This is a genomic window from Alkalibacillus flavidus, assembly GCF_040545925.1.
In the GTDB taxonomy this organism is placed as follows: Bacteria; Bacillota; Bacilli; order Bacillales; family Alkalibacillaceae; genus Alkalibacillus; species Alkalibacillus flavidus.
Genome location: NZ_JBEPMX010000011.1, coordinates 1 through 20,682, shown reverse-complemented (window position 1 = coordinate 20,682; position 20,682 = coordinate 1). Strand labels below are relative to the sequence as shown.

Sequence of the window (20,682 nt, the reverse complement as noted above, 5' to 3'; positions counted from 1 at the left end):
CGTGTAGTTAATCATTAATGCTGTTGAGAAAGAGGTGTTTTGATGAATGTGTTAATCATCGGTCGCGGAGGTCGTGAACATGCTATAGCGTGTAGTTTGAGCCAAAGTGAGCGCGTAGGTCAAATTATTGTAGCACCTGGTAATGATGGCATGCGTGATGTCGCTCACATTGAACCAATTGCAGAAAACGATCACGATCAATTAATTAAACTGGCTTTTCAGCAAGCGATTGATTTAACAATTGTTGGACCTGAAGCGCCATTGATGGATGGTATCGTTAATCGTTTTCAGCAAGCAGGACTTCGGATTTTTGGACCGACACAAGAAGCTGCATTAATTGAAGGCAGTAAAGATTTCGCAAAGCGATTAATGCATGATTATCAGATTCCGAACGCGAAGTATCAAACCTTTACAAATGCAGAAGCGGCTAAACGATATATATCAAATCAAGGCGCCCCAATTGTTATTAAAGCAGACGGGTTAGCTTCAGGTAAAGGTGTCACCGTTGCAACGACATTGTTAGAGGCGCATCAAGCAGTCGATGCGATGTTGTCAGGTGAACAAGACGAAGAAACTAATCATCGTGTGGTCATAGAGGATTACTTAGAGGGAGAAGAATTTTCATTAATGGCTTTCGTAAATGGGGAAAACGTTTACCCGATGGTCGTTTCCCAAGACCATAAGCGAGCCTTCGATCACGACGAGGGTCCTAATACAGGAGGAATGGGAGCGTATTCACCAGTTCCTCAAATTAACGAACAAACTTATCATCAATCCGTTCAAACGATATTAAAGCCAGTAGCAAAAGCACTCATCGCCGAAAACCGTTCATTTACTGGCATATTATATGCTGGTTTAATTGCCACATCAGAAGGACCGAAAGTCATAGAATTTAATGCTCGATTTGGTGATCCTGAAGCACAAGTTGTCTTACCGCGTTTACAAACAGATTTAGTTGACGTTATCGATTGCGTACTGGATGATCGACCTGTCATGTTGTCTTGGTCAGATGAAGCTGTTGTTGGTGTCGTTCTTGCAGCTTTAGGCTATCCTGCATCTTATGAGAAGGGAATGCCACTGCAAGGCTTAAGCAATTTACAATCAGATCTATTCACTTTCCATGCTGGCACGAAAAAACGAGATGGTAAGTGGGTTACTAATGGTGGTCGATTGCTACTGATTGGAGCGAGCGGAGCGACCATCGAACAGGCGCAGCGACATGTCTACGAACAAATAAAATATTTAGATTCAGAACATGTCTTTTACCGTAAAGACATTGCAAATAAAGCGTTACAAAAGTTATAACTAATTACATTAATACATGTGGTGACTGACGACTGAATTGGAAATGACCATAAGGGAGCTGCATGTTAATTAAGCCGGTCGTCTGGGCAGGAGGAATTTTTCTCTTATATGTTCAGGAGGATTTAATATGAACGAACCATTACTAATGAATGGACAAGAAGTATCGAAGGCGATCAAAGCTAAATTAGAAGGTGATGTTGCAACATTACGGAATCAAGGTGTGATACCGAAACTGGTTACCGTATTAGTCGGTGATGATCTATCGTCTCATACATATGTTAGGATGAAAGCAAACGCGTGTGAACGAATAGGAATAGTATCTGAACAGGTTTTACTACCAACCGAAACGTCGACAACGGACTTGATACAAACAATCCAACGATTAAACGAAGATAATTCGGTCCATGGTATTTTGCTACAACACCCTGTGCCTAGTCATATCGACGAACGCTTAGCATTTGATACAATTACGTTATCGAAAGATGTTGACGGCGTGACTAGTCAGGGATTTGGATCAACAGCATTTCAATTAAATGCTTATCCATGCTGTACACCAGCGGCTATTATGAAAATGTTAGATTATTATGATATTGATGTTGAAGGTAAACATGCGGTTGTTATAGGGCGCAGTCCGATTTTAGGTAAACCTGTTTCTATGATGCTTCTCAATCGTCATGCGACTGTGACAGTCAGCCATTCTAAAACAGAACGGCTCGGTGATATCGTTCAACAAGCAGATATCGTTGTAGCGGCTGTTGGAAAACCGAATTTTGTTCAAGGGGAATGGTTAAAACCTGGCGCGATTGTCCTCGATGCTGGGTATAATAAAGGTAATGTGGGCGATTGTGATTATGAAACATGCTATCAACAAGCGAGTGCAATCACTCCTGTGCCAGGCGGTGTCGGCCCTGTCACGATTGCGATACTATTAAGAAACACCGTTATAGCTGCGCAAAACCTAACAAGATAATAATGATTATATTAACTGAATATATAAGTTTAAGATAAATAAAAACGTTTATTTATCTTGACATTCTACCCACAGATATTATAATATATTCTATGGCATTTTATCATATCCACGTAATAGCCCCGGAAACTATTCGTGATGAGATAAACGTAATGAAACGGAAATAACAGGAGGGAATCGTCATGCGCCAAACATTTATGGCAAACGAACAAAACGTTGAGCGTAAATGGTACGTAGTTGACGCAGAAGGCCAAACTTTAGGTCGTCTATCGACAGAAGTTGCAACACTTCTACGTGGCAAACATAAGCCAAGCTACACACCACACGTTGATACAGGTGACAATGTCATCATCATTAATGCAGATAAAATTCAGTTAACAGGTAAGAAGTTAACAGACAAGAAATATTACCGTCACTCAAACTACCCAGGTGGTTTGAAAGAACGTAGCGCAGAAGAAATGCGTAATAATTATCCAGTACAAATGCTTGAACAAGCGATCAAAGGCATGCTACCTAAGAACAAATTAGGTCGTAAAATGGGCCAAAAGCTACACGTTTATCGTGACGCTAACCATAGACATCATGCACAAAAACCAGAAGTTTACGAGCTTCGTGGATAATTAAGGAGGGTAATTGAATTGGCACAAGTACAATATAACGGCACTGGCCGTCGTAAAAGCTCAGTAGCACGTGTACGACTAGTACCAGGTAATGGTAAAGTCGTTGTGAATAAAATCGATGCAGAACAATACTTCCCACACGAAACTCTACGTCGTGTGATTAACCAACCATTAGACGTTACAGAAAACACAGGAAACTATGACATTTATGTCAACGTTGATGGTGGTGGATTCTCAGGTCAAGCTGGTGCGATCCGCTTAGGCGTTGCTCGCGCTCTATTAGAAGCTGACCCTGAATACCGCCCATCGCTAAAACGCGCTGGACTTCTAACGCGTGACGCACGCGAGAAAGAACGTAAAAAATACGGTCTTCGTGGCGCTCGTCGTTCACCACAGTTCTCAAAGCGTTAAAAAGATTTATATATCAAGGTTTATACCCTTTTTGCTTTCAGAAGCAAAAAGGGTATTTTTTATGGAGATAAGATTGTTTCGGTAGTAAATTTAAAATTAGTGCTTGTAAATTCCATCTAATTAGATGAATGTCTAATATAGGAGTTGAGTTGATGCGATTAGATAAATTAGTCCATTTCCATAAAACAGTTGGCGATCAAACGCGTTTAAGAATTATTGGATTACTAAAAGAAGGCGGAGCTCTACATGGACAAGCTATTGCAGGGAAGTTGGGGTTAACGCCACCGACGATTTCACATCATATTGCGAAGTTGAAATAAATTGGTATTGTTTACCAACGACGTGACAAAAATACGATTTATTATGCGCTAAATGAGCGGAAATTAGACTTATTAGCAGGAGCGATTACACGATTGGGGGATGATGGTATGAGTGAAGAATTGCAAGTAACAGATGAAAAAAAGCATAAAGTGTTAAATAATTTTATTGAGTCTGATGGCCGAATTAAATCAATGCCTGCTCAACTGAAAAAGCGATTAATTATATTAGAACATATTATTAAAGGTTTAGAAGCAGGTCAGTCGTATCCTGAGCCAAAAATTAACAAACACATTAAACAATTTCACGATGATTTTGCCACCATTCGAAGAGAGTTTATTATGCACCAGTTTATGACGCGGGATAAGGGATATTATGAGTTAAACCCAAGGGAATTGTGGTTGATTTAAATAGCTAAAAGGAGTCGAATGATGTTTGTCGAGTTAACAAAATTTAAAGTTAAGGATGGTAAGTCTAAGCAAGTTGATGAATGGTTGAACTTTTTAAACGAACATATGGAAAGCGTGTTGTTAACGTTAGAAGATGAGCAAATGTATGTTGAAACGATTTTCAGAGAGAATGATGGTGATCAAGAATATCTATATTGGTATTCGATTCAAGGAAGTGGTGGCCAGTATGTTGGGGGTTCGAATCATTGGGTGGATCAGAAGCATTTAGAATACTGGGAAGAATGTATAGATCAAACCAGTAAACCAATTGACTTAACTCCTTCTGTTACCATGATCCCCACTAAAATTAAAAATAGTATGACCTAAAAAGAGGTTGGGACAGAAGGGTATTAAATTGTGCAAAAGGCGAATGTTTGGATATCATAACAGGTAAGCAATGATGAAGCGGAATCAAAACACGTAGACGCCTGCGGGAACAGCACGCGTCTCGAGACACCGCAAGCCCCGCTTTTGGGCTGAGGGATGCACCTGCGTCTTCTAGCAGCGCTTCGAAGCTTGCTTTCTCGGTGCAAGTTGCAAGGAAGCATATTCGATGAGGTTGCCTGGCTCGAGCCGTGCCCCGGTAAAGGAAACACGGCGATTGCGCCAGCAGAGCCGATGTTGAGCTTATGTCACGTAGAACCAAGCGAAGTGTTTTGATGGAGCGTCATTCAAGCAGAAAACCCGGACGATCTATTTTTAATAATTAAATCGTCCGGGTTTTACTTTACTGAATTAGGTTTTGTCCCAGGCTCTTTTTATCTAACATAAAGCCCTTGGCCGATATAAAGGGTGTTTAAATTATCATCTTGTGGATTTAGTTCTCGTAACTCCCACAGTTTCATGCCGTGTTTTTGGGCAATGCTTGACGCTGTGTCGCCTCGTTTGACCTCATATTGATTGCCGCTAATTCGCATCTCCTGTCCAACTTGTAAACGACCTAAGTTATCAAGGTTTGGGTTTAAAATTTCTAGCTGTTTGAGACTAATCCAGTTGTCCATGGCGATTTCCCAAGCTGTGTCGCCTTGTTTCACGGTATAGTATTGCCATGAAGAGCGCTCGGGACTTGGATCATAGTTATCTTCTTTCGGTGCTGGCGGGCTTGGATCCTGTGCTGTTTCTGAATAAATAAACATTTGCACCCAATGCCCTTCATAATAGCCAACACCAATCCGATTAAAGTCTGGACTTAACATATTCCGTCTATGACCGGTGCTGTTCATCCAATCTTGGACGACGGCTGATGCGGACGGTTGGCCTTTCGCAATATTTTCTCCGGCTGTACGATAGTTGATTCCGTATTCCTTCATCATATCAAATGGCGATCCGTATGTTGGGGACGTGTGGGAGAAGTAGTTATTGTTGTACATATCTTTCGCCTTTTCTTCAGCGACTTTCGACAATTCTGTACTATACGTTAACGGACTTCTTCCTTGATCTTGTCTTTCGGCATTCGTTAACTCAGCCACTTTTTCTTCTGGTGATTGGGCTGATACAGGAGTTAGAATGACGAATGACATGAAGAACAAAAGCATCATGAATGTGTTTAAAACGCGCATAGTATTCTCTCCTTTCGCTATTAGTGTTCAGAAAAAGAGTAGGTTTTAAGCTGGTAATTTTAGGTTATATAACGTGTGAACTAAATGAATGAAAGACTGCTCAGTTTGTTTTGTTCTTACAATTGTCATTGAAATAGCCGTTAAAACAATACGGGGTGTGGTATAGTATGAGTGTAAGCAAAAGTCGTAACGAAAGGCGGCGTTGTTTGATGACACAAGGAATCGAAAGAATAGAACAACAAGAATTAAAAAATCGAATCGTGTCAGCTGAAGAAGCAGCGGCATGGATTAAAGATGGTATGACACTCGGTTTGAGTGGATTTACGCGAGCGGGCGATGCGAAAGCTGTGCCGCAAGCGCTCGTTAAGCGGAGTGAGACAGAATCGTTTAAGGTAGATATTTTTACAGGGGCATCGCTTGGGTCTGACTTAGACCAAATGATGGCTGAAGCGGGTATTATTCGCAAACGTTTACCGTTTCAAGCGGATTCAGTCATGCGCAAGAAAATTAACCAAGGTGATTTTCATTTTGTCGACCAACATTTATCGCATACAGCGGAAATGTTGCGGAATCAAACGATGGAAGCGATCGATGTAGCCATTATTGAAGCGATTAAAGTGACTAATGATGGCATGATTATACCGACAACGTCAGTCGGCAATTCATTAAGCTTTGTCGAAAGCGCATCTCAGGTCATTGTGGAAATTAATACTGCACAACCAGAGGCGTTTGAAGGTATGCATGATATCTATTCATTAGATAAGCAAGGGAGTCGCGAGCCGATTCCATTAACAAAGCCAGATGATCGAATCGGAACGAGAGGAATTCCGGTTGATCCAAATAAAATCGTCGGCATTGTGATGACGAATCAACCTGACTCACCGTCACCGATCGTCCCGCCAGATGATGAAACGAAACAAATGGCGAGTCATCTCATTCGTTTCTTAGAATCTGAGGTGGAACAAGGTCGATTGACGAAGGAATTAGCGCCATTGCAATCAGGGATTGGGTCGGTCGCTAATGCCGTTTTCCACGGGTTGTTAGAATCAGACTTTGAAAATTTAGACGTATATTCTGAAGTCCTACAAGACGCGGTGTTTGATTTGATTGACGCAGGAAAAGTCAACAAGGCGTCATGTTGTTCCATTACACTGTCAGAAGACAAAATGAAGCAAGTATACGATCATTTTGACGATTATAAAGATCAATTAATTCTTCGTACACAAGAGTTATCGAATCATCCAGAAATCATTCGTCGATTAGGTTTGATTTCGATTAATACAGCGCTTGAAATGGATATTTACGGAAACGTCAATTCAACGCATGTGCTCGGAACGAAGATGATGAATGGTATTGGTGGGTCAGGCGACTTTGCACGTAATGCGCGTTTGTCGATCTTTGTCACGAAGTCGATTGCGAAAAATGGCGATATTTCAAGTGTCGTCCCGATGGTATCGCATGTGGATCATACGGAACATGATGTTGATATACTTGTGACAGAGCAAGGCTATGCGGACTTGCGCGGGCTCGCTCCTCGTCAACGTGTCGAGCGAATTATTGAAAACTGTGCTCATCCGTCTTACCGCGATGCTTTATATGAATATTTTAACGAAGCGGCTTCACGCGGTGGACAAACGCCTCATATGTTAGAAAAAGCATTGTCATGGCATACGCAATTTGAACGAACAGGCACGATGAAGTCACTCATTAAATCAACATAAATAAAACGGGACTGGGTCAGAAGTAGATTCAATTGTAAAAAAGACGAGTGTTTGGACATCATAATAGTTTAGCACTAATGAAGCGGAATCAAAACACGTAGACGCCTGCGGGAACAGCACGCGTCTCGAGACCCCGCAAGCCCCGCTTTTGGGGCTGAGGGATGCACCTGCGTCTTCTAGCAGCGCTTCGAAGCTTGCTTCCTCGGTGCAAGTTGCAGAGTAGCTTACTCGATGATGTTGCCTGGCTCGAGCCGTGCCCCGGTAAAGGAAACATGGCGATTGCGCCAGAAGAGCCGATGTTGAGCTTATGTCACGTAGAACCAAGCGAAGTGTTTTGATGGAGCGTCATTCAAGCAGAAAACCCGGACGATTTATTTTTTATAATTAAATCGTCCGGGTTTTACTTTACTGAATTAGGTTTTGTCCCAAGCTCGTTTTTTATTTAAAAGGTCATATACGAGACACCAAGGTAAATGATCACGATTAGAATCGCTGGTAATGTGTAGCGAATCATAGACGTTTTCGCTTGGCGCATTAAGATAAACAGTAGGATAATCATCATACCTAAACTTAATGTCGCTGTTGTAATAATTGAGGTACTCACCCCTTGTAAAATAGGTCCCGTTTGATAAAACGCATCGGTAAAGGCAAGTAATAATAGATTGAATAAATTGCTGCCAAGAATAGACCCGGCTGCAATCGCATAGTTGGCGAGTTTGTACGCGGCAATCACTGCGACAAGCTCTGGTAGAGACGTTGAAGCGGCAATTAACACACTGCCGACGAAACTCGAATTGATGCCTGTTTGCTCAGCAATTAAATCCCCTGTAATTGATAAAACACTTCCGGCAATTAGAACCGTGACCGCTGACATTATAAAGAACTGAATCACTTTACGAGTCGACATCCGTTTTTCATCAACGATCACGTCTTCATCAGGCTCTTCTTCTTCAAATAATTTCACACTTAAAATATATAAGCCGACGAGAATGAACATTTCGATCCCGATATTGAATAGAGTAATGCTGTTGTCGACTAGCATAGCGATAATAATCGTGACGGTTAACGCAATGCCGAATAGGATCGACGGGATGTGTTGGCGTGATTCAAGTTGGTTAAATGCTTGTTGTTTTCGGTAATACAAATCAACAGCAGCTAAAATTAACACGTTAAAAACATTACTCCCAACCATATTCCCGACAGCAATATCAACATTATCGACATAAACCGCAGTTACGCTTGTCGTTAATTCGGGTAATGAGGTTGCACCAGCAATGAGTAAACCACCAACCATGGCGCCACTCATGGCCGTTTGCCTGCTAATTTGATCACCGTATTCATTTAATTTGATTGCGGCATACACGACGACGATAGCCGCAATGATAAAACTAATCCATATCATAATGTCTGTCTCTCCTCTTTAAGAATGGTAAAAAAGAACATAAAAAAGACCTTGGCCATCATACGAGGCCAAGGTCTTGCGTATTATATGATGAACCGGGTAATAATCACATTACCGAGATTGACGATTCATCAACCGTTAAATACGGTCGCTACTCCCCTTGTCTAACATAACTATAGCTTAATAGATGCAAAGAGTCAATAAACATGGTATAGTATTATCGGACATAAAAGTTTTAAAATTTGCCATTTTAAGTTAGTTTGAGTTAAACTATGTAAGGGATTAAAATTTACAATTGTGTGACGTCTAGGTTTCTTACTATAATAGATTTATCGTGTAAGGAGTCTAGTTATATAAATCAATTTAATTTAGGGGGAGATTCACATGAGAAAATCGATTGTTGGATTAATTGCAATTGGTTTTATTGCCACGATGGTATTAGCTGCTTGTGGCTCAGGAGATGGAGGCGAGTCGCGTATTGCGATCGGACCTGCTGGTAGTGGTACACAAGCTGCTGCGACAGTTATTTTAGAAGGTGCCGGTATTGAAGACGGCGATTATGACAAGTATGAAGAAGGTTTCGGAAATGCTCGTGATGGTCTTCAAGACGGAAATATTGATGCATCATTTGGTTTGTTAGGGTTGCCTGCTGGTAGTGTTAATGACTTGCAAGCGAACACAGGTGATGCGAAGTTAATCAGTTTAACAGAAGATGAAGTGCAGTACGCACAAGATGAATTAGGTTATCTTCCGTATACGATTTCTTCAGATTCTTATGATTTCTTAGAAGAGGACGTGCAAACGGTTACAGCTTATGCTGTACTAGTTGCGAATACGAATACGATTGATAATGAATTAGCGTATGATCTGGCGCGTGTATCGATTGAAAATGCTGATGAAAATACACACGCTCAATCTGATCATATGACATTAGAAAATGCACTAAGTGGTTCTGAAGGGTTACCTGTACACCCTGGTGCTGCTGAGTATTATGAAGAGCAAGGTTTAGAGATTGAAGGAGATGTGGCAGAGGTTTCAGCAACTCCTGAAGATCGTGCTGACGAGATTGTTATGGGTACTGGTAGCTCTGGTGGTACTTACTATCCACTAGGCGGTGAAATGGCAACAGTATGGAATAACAATATTGATGGTGTAAGTGTGACATCAACTGAAACAGGTGCATCTGTAGAGAACTTAGCTTCAATTGGGCGTGACGAACTAGACTTAGGTATGACCGTTCACATCCCAGCGCAAGATGCGTTTAACGGTGAAGGTGAATTCGAAGATGCAGCCGTTGATAATTTTGCATTCATTGGTCATATTTATCCAGAAGTGATGCAGATTATTACGCGTGAAGAAACAGGCGTTGAATCATTATCTGACCTTAAATAAGATAGTAGGTCAATGGATGAGTATGAAAAGGACCGACACAGTGTGCCGGTCCTTTTTGTACCTACCCATATATGTTGAAGGTGGTGAAGGGTGTGTCTAAAAGATCGAACAACAAGAACAACGATGTAAATGAGGAAGCATCAACAGACACCCAACAACACGGTGATCACGTTGATGAACAAGAATTACTGAGAGAATATGATCGCGAAAGCAATGTGAGAAGTAATATCGGAAAATGGGCTTGGATTGTTACGTTTCTAGCACTCTATTTGACGTTTTTCCATTTATACACAGGTTATTATGGAACGCTTCAATCACAAATTCAAGGTGCCGTCCACGTCGGAACAGCGCTCGGTATCATTTATTTACTCTACCCGGCAAAAAAGGGACTACATGACCGTGGTGTTCCGTGGTATGACGTCATCTTGGCGTTCACAGCTATTTTTGTTGGTTACTATAAGATTATTTTTTTCGATAAGATTTTAGATGCGCGAATACATGGTTATGAGACGTTAGATGTTATCGTATCGGTTATTGGTGTGCTTCTGTTACTTGAAGCAACAAGACGTGCGGTAGGACTGCCAATCGTGATCGTCGCAGGAGCGGTCATACTGTATGCGTTATACGGTAATTTAATCCCGACACAAGTATTGTCTCATACAGGCTTTTCGTTTGAGAAAGTGATGACTGACTTGTGGTACCGAGAAAATGCGGTATTCGGTATTCCAGTACAAGTGTCCTCGCGTTTTATTTTCTTATTCCTATTATTTGGTGTGATTTTAGTTCATTCTGGGATTGGGCAATTCTTTAACGATTTAGCCTTTGCTTTGACCGGTCGTTTCACAGGTGGTACGGCCAAAGCAGCTGTATCGGCCAGTGCGCTTCAAGGTATGGTATCAGGTAGTTCCATTGCCAATACGGTGTCATCAGGGTCGTTTACAATTCCGATGATGAAAAAGGCGAAGTTCCGGCCAGAATTTGCGGCAGCAGCCGAAGCATCAGCTTCTACAGGTGGTCAGCTCATGCCGCCAATTATGGGGGCAGCGGCCTTCATTATGATTGAATATACGGGGACAGATTATGGCACGATTATGCTTGCCGCTCTCATCCCAGCGATGCTTTATTTTTCGGGTATCTTTATGGGGGCACATTATGAAGCGAAAAAAGCAGGTATTTTTGGAGCGCCTAAAGAAAGTTTACCGAGTGCTTGGAACTTGCTAAAGATAAAAGGGTACATGCTACTGCCGTTAATCACGATTGTAACGACGTTGTTTATCGGTTATACACCGCAACGTGCGGCCTTGATCGGTATTCTAACAGCCTTTGTCGTTAGTATGATTAGTAAAGAAACACGCATGTCGATTAAGAAGATCTTCTTTGTGTTAGAACAAGGTGCTCGCACAGCGTTACCTGTTATTGCGGCAGTTGGTACGGCTGGTATTATCGCAGGTGTCGTCGGTATGACTGGCTTAGGTGGTAAAGTGGCAGCAGCCATCATTACATTATCGAATGATATTCAATTGCTTGCTTTAATATTCACAATGCTTGCGTGTATCATTTTAGGTATGGGCTTACCGACAACAGCGAACTACGTCGTAACTGCGACGATTGCTGCACCAGCCTTAATTAATGGGTTTGGTGTCGAGGTGTTAGCAGCCCATTTATTTGTTTTCTATTTCGGTATTGTGGCTGATATTACACCGCCTGTATGCTTAGCGGCATACGCCGGGTCAGGTATAGCCAAATCGAATCCGTTTAAGAGTGGGTTAACCGCCGTTAAACTGGCGATAGCCGCATTCATTATACCGTACATCTTTGTGTACAATCCGATATTAGTTCAAGCAGGCGATCATTCGGTGTTTGCGCTAATATTAGCTGTCGTGACAGCGTTAATTGGTATGATGGGTGTGAGTAGTTCAGTGATGGGTTATTTCCAACGTGATAGTCGTGTTTGGGAACGACTACTATTAATTACAGCTGGTTTAATGCTAATTACGCCGAATCCGTATATCGATATTGCCGGTGTCGTGATGATTGCACTTGTGTGGTACGTCCAAACACGACGTCCACAAGATCGACAAGGCATTGCTGCAGCATAGCTAGTGAGAAGCGGGGTTTTTATATAACCCCGCTTTTTTTATATTTATCAATTATTTCAACATAACCATGTTGGAAAAATCATCAAGCATGATATAATGAAACCGTTATTGTCGAAATTGAATCAATTTAAGGAGGAATAAGCTATGAATCAAAAGCGTTGGATTGCATTAGCTATAGCGGTTGGGCTTCTCGTCTTATCAACCGTCGCACAAATTACGACAACCGTTGCGACGACTGATTTTACTGAGATGTTCCAAACGGATAGCGAGTATTCTGAAGAAGTCGTCGAAGAAGGTAGTTTGAATGAAAGCGTCGCGGTGATTAATGTTGAAGGAGTCATTCAGTCAGGTGTCACAGGTGGCGTATTAAGTGCTGGTACATATAATCATGACCAATTATTGGGAATGCTTGACCATGTTAAAGAAAGTGACCAATATAAAGCGCTCGTCTTGAATGTCAACACGCCAGGTGGTGGTGTTGTCGAAAGTGCGCAAATTCATGACCGTATAGTTGAGATTCGAGAAGCCGATAAAACTGTCTATGTTTCGATGGGCAATACGGCAGCATCAGGGGGATATTACATTTCTGCGCCAGCTGATAAGATTTTTGCTCACCCTGCCACATTAACAGGTTCGATTGGCGTTATTATGGAGTCGATTAATTTTGCTCAATTAGCCGACGATTTAGGTGTGGAGTTCAATACAATTACAAGCGGTGAATATAAAGATATCATGTCATCTTATCGTCCGATGACAGAAGATGAGGAAGAGATTTTACAAACGATGGTCGACGATATGTATAACGATTTCGTTGACGTCATTGTTGAAGGTCGAGATATGGACGAGTCAACCGTCCGTGAGCTTGGTGACGGTCGCGTTTATACAGGCTCACAGGCAGCTGAAAACGGATTGGTAGATTCGTTAGGGTCATTAGATGATGCCATTGCCCAATTGAAAGAAGATCAGGATCTGCAGAACGCACGAGTTGTGGAGTTAAATGCGAACGCAGGATTCAGCTCGTTTGTAAATGGAGCGGCTGCGAATTTATTTGGCGATCAATTACGTTTTGCGCAATTAGAAGAAATGATTCGTGAATCGAATTCGCCACGTGCGATGTATTTATACACAGAATAGGAGGTGACGTCGATGACTGAAACGTATGAATCGAACGTTTATGAAGCGGATGAACATGCTCAACATGAAGATGTTCGTTATGCTGGTTTTTGGATGCGCTTTTGGGCTTATGTCGTCGATTTAATTGTCGTCTTTGCGATTAATGGAGTTATCTTGATGCCGTATCGCATCGTCACGGGTGGCGATAATGTTGAGATTGGTTTTTGGACTGTTGCTGCTATCTTAACGACAATTGTTTTGTATGCTTATTTTGTTTTCATGACGAAATGGTTTAATCAAACGTTAGGCAAGCGTATTTTCGGTTTGCGAGTCATTCGTCAAGACCGTGAACCGTTAAGTTGGAGTGATCTCGTCTTTCGTGAGGTTGTGGGTCGTTTCTTTTACCGAGTGTTAGGGTTTACGAATTTATTGTACATCGTCGTTGCCTTTAACCCGGAAAAACAAGGCATTCACGACATGATTGGTGATACGTACGTGATTCATGAATAAAGCATAATAGAGGAGGTTTCTCGATGCGACAACCACCGCAGCATTGGATTGCTGAAGATGCCGTTAAAGCATGGCGAATGGCGGATGCGATCGTCATGGCGATTGTTCTATTACTGGTGATTGCTAGTTTTATTGTCGGTCATTTCTTTAATTGGCCGTTATGGATTTCGGTAACAGCCTTAGTTGTTTGGGCGGTGCTCTCGTATGTGATTGTGTTTGTCATTCCGATTGTCCGTTGGCGACGGTGGCGGTATGAAGTGTTTGACCAAGAGATTTATGTGCAACATGGCATTTTGATCGTCTCGCGCACATTAGTACCGATGATTCGTGTGCAGCATGTTGATACAAAGCAAGGCCCGATTCTAAAGCGGTTCGGCTTATCGAATTTAACAGTTTCAACAGCCGCAACGGTTCATGAAATCCCGGCGTTACCCCAAGAAGAGGCGGCGGCTTTACGGGATCAAATCTCTGAATTAGCGAGGGTGGATGAAGATGATGTCTGAACCAAAACGTCTCCATCCAGCTGCCGTGATTTTTAGCGTCATTCGAATACTGAAAAACTTAATCTATGTCATTAGTGCTGGTGTTATTGCTGCATTCGGCCAAGATATGTTTATTTATGTTGCACTTGGCTTATTTGTGTTAATTGTGCTCTTAATTGGGATTAGCATTGTGGAGTGGGCGCGTTTTCGGTATTACATTTATGACGATGAACTTCGGATTGAACAAGGGGTGTTCATCCGAAAGCATCGTTATATCTCAAAACACCGTATTCAGTCAATTGATCTAACTCAAGGCGTCATTCATCGTATGCTAAAATTAACAAAAGTAAAGATCGAGACGGCCGGAAGTGGTACTGAGACAGAAGCATCGCTCAGTGCGGTGACGTTTGCAGAAGGACAGGCTATTCGGGATGAGTTGAAGTCGCGGGCTCATGTGGAATCGTCGGATGATGAAGCAGAAGAACCAGATTACCCGCAAGAACAAATTACGCTGGGGCGACTCATTATCGCAGGATCGACGTCTGGTAGTGTCGGTGTCATTCTCGGGTTGTTAGCTGTCGGATTTTCCGAATTAGAACGATTTATTCCTGAAGCGGCTTATGACCAAGCAATGACTTGGATGGTGTCATCAGCAGTTGAAGTGTTGATTTTCTTAGCGTTAGTCATGTTTATCCTATTATGGGTGTTAGGTATTTTAGGTACGATTATTAAGTATGGTCGATTCCAAATCACGCGCTATGATACGGAATTATTCATGACACGTGGCTTGTTAGAGAAAAAGCAAATGACTGTGCCGCTTAAACGAATTCAGGCGATTGGGTTCAAAGAGACACCGATTCGCCAACCGTTTGGCTTTGGGACATTATATGTTGAGATAGCAGGCGGTGGGTTAGAAGGGGAAAATGTGAACGCGCGCACCTTTTTATTCCCGATTATCAAACAGGATGAAGTCGCAACCTTTTTACAAAAGATGTTGCCAGAGTATCAAGCTTTTCCGACAGCTTTTGAACGTGTGCCGAAACGGACGATTTATTATTACGGTTTCCGTACCGTGTTTTTCCCTGTCATTGCGTTAATAGCTATCCTCATATGGCTTCCGTTTGTTTGGTATGTTCCGGTTGTGTTAATCGTGTTGGCGCTCGGCCTCGCGTGGTTAAGACGTCAAACAGCAGGTTATGCGATGGATGACCAGCATTTAACGTTAACGTATCGTGAGTTTAGTAAAGATACGGTCATGATGAAACATAATCGTGTACAGGCATTCGAGAAGCGCCAATCAATACTTCATCGAAAGCACGGTTTAGCAACGGTAAAAGCATCATTACTCAATCATTTTGCAGGGCGTCACGTCATATTGCGTGAAGTGAATGAAGCGGATGCTGATCGCATGGCTGATTGGTATTCGTTAAGACAGGAACATGCTCATGATTAATCATAAACAAGCCTTCTCGCCCGTATAGTGAGGTGAGGAGGTTTGTTTTATGATAAAACGAGTCGTGTTAAGCAGTAGTTTATTAATTTGCTTAGCTGTTCTTATATATGGCTTTATTGTGTTTTACGATGAAGGGGAAGCGGCTAGTACGGTTACCCCTCTAGCTGGACAAGTGATCGTGATTGATCCGGGTCATGGTGGGGTTGATGGCGGGGCAGATTATAGCGATGACAAAGAAAAGATGGTCACGTTAAATACAGCTTTATTGTTACGCGATTATTTACAAGAAGCGGGTGCCATGGTGCATTTAACGCGCGAAGGGGATTATGATTTAGCGCCAGACGATATGAAGGGTTACTCTAAACGCAAGGCGCATGATATTCGTGAGCGCGTGAAAATGATTAAAGATGTTGAAGCGGATCTGGTCGTTAGTGTTCATTTAAATTCCGTGACGAATGAAAGCTGGCAAGGCGCGCAGACGTTTTATTATCCAGAGGGTGACGATAATAAACAGTTAGCTGAAGCGATTCAAGAACGTTTAAGGGACTCGGTCGAAACGCCACGTCAAGCATTAGCGATTGATCGGGTGTATATTTTGAAACATGCCGAAACGACGGGCGCATTAGTGGAGATGGGGTTTTTGTCTAACAGTGAGGAACGAGCGTTATTAACGACAAAGGATTATCAACGCCGTTTAGCGTCTTCTATATATGAAGGAATTATCGAGTACGTTGCAGCAAACGAAGCCTCGTAAAATCGATTAATCGAAATAACTGAGTGTCGCCCTAAATTATGTTATACTAGCTTTGGCATAAATTTGACCACAATTAAAAGGAAGGTGTCAGACGTGATTACAGAAGAACGTGTCATAGAGTTATTAAAACCGATACAGGATCCCCATATACATAAAACGTTCGAGGAGACCGATGCCATCGAGAGCGTGAAGATTAAAGAGGACAAAGGTCACGTGAGTGTGAAGGTAGCATTAGCTGATCCGAACTCAGGTGAACAATTGCAATTACAACAAGAAATCGTCGGTATGTTGAAGAAAGAAGGCGCTTCAACAGTTGGTCTGCGTTTCACGGAATTACCAGAAGAAAAACGCGATGCTTATATGGCTGAAGCGAATGAAGAGCAAGAAGCAAATCTTATCGGCCAAACAGGAACGACGTTTATCTCAGTTGCAAGTGGTAAAGGTGGTGTCGGTAAATCAACGGTTACCGTCAACTTAGCGATCGCATTACAACGCCTAGGTTATAAAGTCGGAATTGTTGATGCAGACATTTACGGTTTCAGCGTTCCAGATATGATGGGTGTTGAAAACCGTCCACAAGTTCGTGGTGAAAAAATCATCCCAGTTGAACGTTTCGGTGTTCAACTGATTTCAATGGGCTTCTTTGTTGAAGACAACTCACCGATCATTTGGCGTGGTCCTATGCTAGGTAAGATGTTAACGAGCTTCTTTAAAGAAGTAGAGTGGGGCGATTTAGATTACCTACTATTGGACTTACCACCAGGAACAGGTGACGTTGCACTTGACGTTCAAGAGTTACTGCCATCGTCTAAACAGCTAATCGTCTCAACACCACACCCAACAGCAGCATTCGTCGCAGCACGTGCTGGGCAAATGGCTCTAAAAGCAGACCATGAATTAATCGGTATTGTGGAAAACATGGCGTATTTCGAAAGCCAATTAACAGGTCAAAAAGAATACGTCTTCGGCGAAGGTGGCGGCGACAAATTAGCAGAAGTGTTGAACACAGATGTGCTCGGCCGATTACCGTTACAACAGCCGTACGATGAAGAAGATATGTTTGCACCTGGGGTTTATCAAGAAGATCACCCGACAGGTAAGATTTTCTTATCGATTGCAAACCAAGTGACGAAGCGTGCGTAAAAAAAATAAGAGGTGTAGGCGATTGCCTGCACCTCTTATTTTTTTATGATCATCCGCCATCGCCAGATTCGCCACTTCCGCCAGATTCGCCCTCATTACTACTTTCGCCACTGTTTTGTTGATTAACCTGTCCTTCATTGAACGAGCCACCTTGTTGGCTTTCCATTTCTTCGGCTGCTTTGATTAATGACTCGGTTATTTTCGCTTTGAATACAGGACTATTGATCGTTTCTTGAATTGTTTTTTCTAAATGACCTTTAAAGTCTTGGCTCTTTAAAATTTGTAATATGAGTTGTCTCGCTTCTTCGTTTTGGAAAAGCGAAATCATTTTATCTTGATAACTCGAGTCAGACATCAAACCTTTAATCAATTGTTCATCTTTTTCGCGAGTGGCTTTAGCGTATGTTTGCACAAATGACGGGTCATTGAATAATTCTGTCCAAAACTTTTTTCCTTTATCGCCTGAAAACATCGTTTCAACCGCTTTGTTAACTGTATCCGTTTGCATGACGATCTCTTGTTTTAACGCTTCATCCTTTAATGCTTCTTGAAGTGCTTTCTTACCATCGTCCGTTTTTAAAATGTCGGTCACCATTTTTTTCGTTGCTTCATAATCAGGTGAGGATTGGTCGCTACTGGTTTGATTGCATCCCGCCATGATAAAAAGGATCATGACTAGGCTTATCATTAGTTTTTTCATCATCGATGCACCTCTAGCTGCGTAAGTTGTAGTTTTAATATGAGAATGATGTGAAAAAATATACATATTTTAAGAAAGCAAAATTAGCCAAAGCATGGTAAAATGGCGTATGGACTGGATATATTGTAATAGGAGGAACAATCGTGACAATTCGCGTATGGTTTAAATTTTTCATAACATTATTAGCAATCGGAGCGCTCGCTACTGTTGTGACAAGCTTTTTTGTTTTCACGCAAGCTTATGAACCTTACTTAGACCCGTTTAACGCTTGGGAGCTTTTAGGTGTGGTTCTTTGGTATACAGGTTATGGGCTAGTTTATAGTGTTATTGCGCAAATGGGTTTTTTCGCATACTTAACATTACACCAATTCGGTAAAGGTTTTTTCGGTTACTTTTGGAAACATGCTCAAGTGATCATGATTTTCTTTACGTTATTTGAGCTCGTCTATTTACGTTATCATCAAGATGCAGGGCCTGACGGATTTTGGCCTTACCTTGTTGCGCCGATACTATTAGCGATTTTTGCTTATGCTATTGCGAAAATTAAAGCAAAAGAAACGCATCCACGCGCTTTCTTACCGGCTTTGTTTTTTATGATTGTGGTGACGACACTCGAGTGGATTCCGTCGCTTCGTACAGGTGACACCGACTGGATCGTGTTAATGGTTGTCCCGTTATTAGCATGTAATACGTACCAATTATTAAAGCTCCATCGTATCGTTGGCTTTACGAATCCAGAAGATAAAAAAGAAGCAAAAACAACATAATCAATTGAGAGGGGTCCATTTGACGTCAGCAGGCGATAAGAGTTCTGTGACTGTCAAAAAGTCGTACCCCTCTCTTTTTTTGTCTCGAATAAATTGTTTTAAAATGTCAGGTGTTTGTGTGAGATTATCTTGGGCAAAAAATAATAAAATATCTCCTGGGTCAACGTCTGAATGGAGTTGGTCGACAACAGTATCTACTTCGCTGTCAGCTTGAACGTGAGCAAAAACACGCCAAAAGATCATTTGAAACCCCTCTGATTGCACGACGTCATTCACATGTTGATGATATTCATGTTCCGGTGGTCTGACAAAACGCAATGGTTCATAGTCTAAGTTATTTATCACCATTTCCCCTTTCTCAAGATCTTCGATAATGGTCTTATCAGGTTGGTCGTGGTATTGATCAAGGGCATGACCAAGCAATCCAACTTCATGTTGCTCATCGACAATGAGTTGTGCTAAATCGTCTTGCCTAAGTGCCCACTCACCGTTAATAAAGAATGTAGCTTGCACCTTCTCCTCTTGCAAGACATTTAAAATATCGATAATTACATCATCACCCCATGATACATTGAACGTTAGGGCAATCTCTTTTTCTTCTTGTTGACTGTTGGTGATGGCACTAGACGGAATAGTGTCGCGTGTATGGCTGAAGCTTAATGTGTGATTTGCCGTATAGTGCCAACTCATAAAAGTAATGGCAAGCATGATTAGGGCAGCGACCCATTTTTTCCAGCTTGTCCAATTAATCGTCTTGATCATAACTATCACCCTTTAGTGTGGAATTTAGTGATGGAAGTTCAGCTTTGGTGAGTCAACGAAATAAGGAATTCTGAAATATATATATGATATCGAGCATAGTTTTAGAATGGTGATTATACATATTCCCAATCATTGCGGGTAAAATGAAGTTGACTGATTAGAAGAATGGATGTGAGTGAATGTTAGGGTTTTTAGTGAATGGTGCTGAGCAAAAAGAGCTCGAGTATTTATTGAAGCGAGAAATGGACGAATTATTATATGATTTTAACTACCATGATTTAGACTCACACGTCCAACAAGCCATTAAAGAACGTTACCGGTTATTGTTTAATATTTATAAACGGTTTGCCGGACAAAAAGACTGTTTGAAGTACATTCCGCATAAAAATTTATTCGATGTAAAATAAATTTAAAAAACCTATTGATGTCGAATAATCCATGTGGTATATTTATTTTTGTCGTCGAAAGACAAGACATCACATCGACTCTTAAACAAAGAGAAAACAATTTTAAATTAAGTTGTTGACAGTCATTTTTGAGTTATGCTATATTAATTCTTGTCGCGCAAAAACGACAAATGATTTCGAACCTTGAAAACTAAACAAAATAGCCTGTCGTCAATTCGGTTTTCTTCTTATTTTTATGAAATGAGGAGAGAGCGGAGACGAAAAGAAACAATAAGCCAAATCAAACACTTTATGGAGAGTTTGATCCTGGCTCAGGACGAACGCTGGCGGCGTGCCTAATACATG

The 20,682-nt window shown here is 41.6% G+C and carries 22 protein-coding genes, 1 pseudogene and 1 riboswitch; of the genes and pseudogenes, 19 read left to right on the top strand and 4 right to left on the bottom strand.

What is annotated here, in order from left to right; genetic code table 11:
- The first annotated feature begins 42 nt into the window (after window positions 1-42).
- The 7 genes from purD (at window position 43) to ABID56_RS10375 (ending at window position 4,400) form a co-directional block, all read left to right on the top strand.
- Window positions 43-1,305 carry a phosphoribosylamine--glycine ligase gene (gene purD / locus ABID56_RS10405; protein ID WP_354220915.1) on the top strand — a complete coding sequence of 421 codons (1,263 nt, stop codon included), beginning with the start codon at window positions 43-45 and terminating at the stop codon, window positions 1,303-1,305.
- Between the two features lie 11 nt (window positions 1,306-1,316).
- Window positions 1,317-1,400, top strand: a riboswitch (ZMP/ZTP riboswitch).
- Window positions 1,401-1,432: 32 nt separating this feature from the next.
- Entirely contained in the window at window positions 1,433-2,275 is an 843-nt protein-coding gene (locus ABID56_RS10400; RefSeq protein WP_354220913.1) for a bifunctional 5,10-methylenetetrahydrofolate dehydrogenase/5,10-methenyltetrahydrofolate cyclohydrolase, read from the top strand.
- A gap of 182 nt (window positions 2,276-2,457) precedes the next feature.
- Window positions 2,458-2,895: a 50S ribosomal protein L13 gene (rplM, locus tag ABID56_RS10395; RefSeq protein WP_354220911.1), complete on the top strand. Its 438-nt coding sequence runs from the start codon at window positions 2,458-2,460 to the stop codon at window positions 2,893-2,895.
- A gap of 18 nt (window positions 2,896-2,913) precedes the next feature.
- A complete protein-coding gene (gene rpsI, locus ABID56_RS10390; RefSeq protein ID WP_167263407.1) occupies window positions 2,914-3,306 on the top strand; it encodes a 30S ribosomal protein S9 in 393 nt (130 codons plus the stop codon).
- Window positions 3,307-3,458: 152 nt separating this feature from the next.
- Complete coding sequence (locus ABID56_RS10385; protein ID WP_354220908.1) at window positions 3,459-3,626, top strand: ArsR/SmtB family transcription factor; 168 nt, start codon at window positions 3,459-3,461, stop codon at window positions 3,624-3,626.
- Between the two features lie 108 nt (window positions 3,627-3,734).
- Window positions 3,735-4,034 (top strand): DUF2087 domain-containing protein, encoded by a 300-nt coding sequence (locus tag ABID56_RS10380; RefSeq protein ID WP_354220906.1) that lies wholly within the window; start codon window positions 3,735-3,737, stop codon window positions 4,032-4,034.
- 21 nt (window positions 4,035-4,055) lie between these two features.
- Window positions 4,056-4,400, top strand: a complete 345-nt coding sequence (locus ABID56_RS10375) for a DUF6176 family protein (protein ID WP_354220904.1) — start codon at window positions 4,056-4,058, stop codon at window positions 4,398-4,400.
- An 800-nt stretch (window positions 4,401-5,200) separates the two neighbouring features.
- Here the strand turns inward: ABID56_RS10375 and ABID56_RS10365 are convergent.
- Window positions 5,201-5,575, bottom strand: a pseudogene (locus tag ABID56_RS10365) (CAP domain-containing protein); the annotation flags it as partial.
- Between the two features lie 266 nt (window positions 5,576-5,841).
- Here ABID56_RS10365 and scpC point away from each other — a divergent pair.
- Together scpC and ABID56_RS10355 are read left to right on the top strand one after the other, a co-directional pair.
- Window positions 5,842-7,353: a succinyl-CoA:acetate CoA-transferase ScpC gene (gene scpC, locus ABID56_RS10360; protein WP_354220902.1), complete on the top strand. Its 1,512-nt coding sequence runs from the start codon at window positions 5,842-5,844 to the stop codon at window positions 7,351-7,353.
- A 161-nt stretch (window positions 7,354-7,514) separates the two neighbouring features.
- Window positions 7,515-7,691, top strand: a complete 177-nt coding sequence (locus tag ABID56_RS10355) for a hypothetical protein (protein ID WP_354220900.1) — start codon at window positions 7,515-7,517, stop codon at window positions 7,689-7,691.
- Between the two features lie 104 nt (window positions 7,692-7,795).
- Here the strand turns inward: ABID56_RS10355 and ABID56_RS10350 are convergent, their stop codons facing one another.
- The gene (locus tag ABID56_RS10350; protein ID WP_354220898.1) at window positions 7,796-8,755 is read right to left on the bottom strand and encodes a sodium:calcium antiporter; all 960 of its coding nucleotides are present in this window, start codon (window positions 8,753-8,755) and stop codon (window positions 7,796-7,798) included.
- A 384-nt stretch (window positions 8,756-9,139) separates the two neighbouring features.
- On the opposite strand from ABID56_RS10350, the gene ABID56_RS10345 reads away from it, so the two are divergent.
- The 8 genes from ABID56_RS10345 to ABID56_RS10310 all read left to right on the top strand — a co-directional run bounded on the left by ABID56_RS10345 (window position 9,140) and on the right by ABID56_RS10310 (window position 17,701).
- Window positions 9,140-10,147 carry a TAXI family TRAP transporter solute-binding subunit gene (locus ABID56_RS10345; RefSeq protein WP_354220896.1) on the top strand — a complete coding sequence of 336 codons (1,008 nt, stop codon included), beginning with the start codon at window positions 9,140-9,142 and terminating at the stop codon, window positions 10,145-10,147.
- 92 nt (window positions 10,148-10,239) lie between these two features.
- Window positions 10,240-12,246: a TRAP transporter permease gene (locus tag ABID56_RS10340; RefSeq protein WP_354220894.1), complete on the top strand. Its 2,007-nt coding sequence runs from the start codon at window positions 10,240-10,242 to the stop codon at window positions 12,244-12,246.
- 144 nt (window positions 12,247-12,390) lie between these two features.
- Window positions 12,391-13,380, top strand: coding sequence for a signal peptide peptidase SppA (gene sppA / locus ABID56_RS10335; RefSeq protein ID WP_354220892.1), 990 nt, complete (start codon window positions 12,391-12,393; stop codon window positions 13,378-13,380).
- A 12-nt stretch (window positions 13,381-13,392) separates the two neighbouring features.
- Complete coding sequence (locus ABID56_RS10330; RefSeq protein WP_354220890.1) at window positions 13,393-13,869, top strand: RDD family protein; 477 nt, start codon at window positions 13,393-13,395, stop codon at window positions 13,867-13,869.
- Between the two features lie 23 nt (window positions 13,870-13,892).
- On the top strand, window positions 13,893-14,372 hold the full coding sequence (locus ABID56_RS10325; RefSeq protein WP_354220888.1) for a PH domain-containing protein: 480 nt from the start codon (window positions 13,893-13,895) through the stop codon (window positions 14,370-14,372).
- Complete coding sequence (locus tag ABID56_RS10320; protein WP_354220887.1) at window positions 14,365-15,804, top strand: PH domain-containing protein; 1,440 nt, start codon at window positions 14,365-14,367, stop codon at window positions 15,802-15,804. Before ABID56_RS10325 ends, ABID56_RS10320 begins: the two co-directional genes overlap by 8 nt.
- A gap of 49 nt (window positions 15,805-15,853) precedes the next feature.
- Complete coding sequence (gene cwlD, locus ABID56_RS10315; protein ID WP_354220885.1) at window positions 15,854-16,558, top strand: N-acetylmuramoyl-L-alanine amidase CwlD; 705 nt, start codon at window positions 15,854-15,856, stop codon at window positions 16,556-16,558.
- A 93-nt stretch (window positions 16,559-16,651) separates the two neighbouring features.
- Window positions 16,652-17,701 (top strand): Mrp/NBP35 family ATP-binding protein, encoded by a 1,050-nt coding sequence (locus ABID56_RS10310; protein ID WP_354220883.1) that lies wholly within the window; start codon window positions 16,652-16,654, stop codon window positions 17,699-17,701.
- 49 nt (window positions 17,702-17,750) lie between these two features.
- Here ABID56_RS10310 and gerD read toward each other — a convergent pair whose 3' ends face one another.
- Window positions 17,751-18,404, bottom strand: a complete 654-nt coding sequence (gene gerD / locus ABID56_RS10305; protein ID WP_354220881.1) for a spore germination lipoprotein GerD — start codon at window positions 18,402-18,404, stop codon at window positions 17,751-17,753.
- Window positions 18,405-18,544: 140 nt separating this feature from the next.
- On the opposite strand from gerD, the gene ABID56_RS10300 reads away from it, so the two are divergent.
- Window positions 18,545-19,168 (top strand): KinB-signaling pathway activation protein, encoded by a 624-nt coding sequence (locus ABID56_RS10300; protein ID WP_354220879.1) that lies wholly within the window; start codon window positions 18,545-18,547, stop codon window positions 19,166-19,168.
- Here the strand turns inward: ABID56_RS10300 and ABID56_RS10295 are convergent, their stop codons facing one another.
- Window positions 19,169-19,930, bottom strand: a complete 762-nt coding sequence (locus tag ABID56_RS10295; protein ID WP_354220877.1) for a polysaccharide deacetylase family protein — start codon at window positions 19,928-19,930, stop codon at window positions 19,169-19,171.
- A gap of 179 nt (window positions 19,931-20,109) precedes the next feature.
- Here ABID56_RS10295 and ABID56_RS10290 point away from each other — a divergent pair, with 179 nt between their 5' ends.
- Window positions 20,110-20,337, top strand: coding sequence for a hypothetical protein (locus ABID56_RS10290; protein ID WP_354220875.1), 228 nt, complete (start codon window positions 20,110-20,112; stop codon window positions 20,335-20,337).
- The last annotated feature ends 345 nt before the right edge of the window (window positions 20,338-20,682 follow it).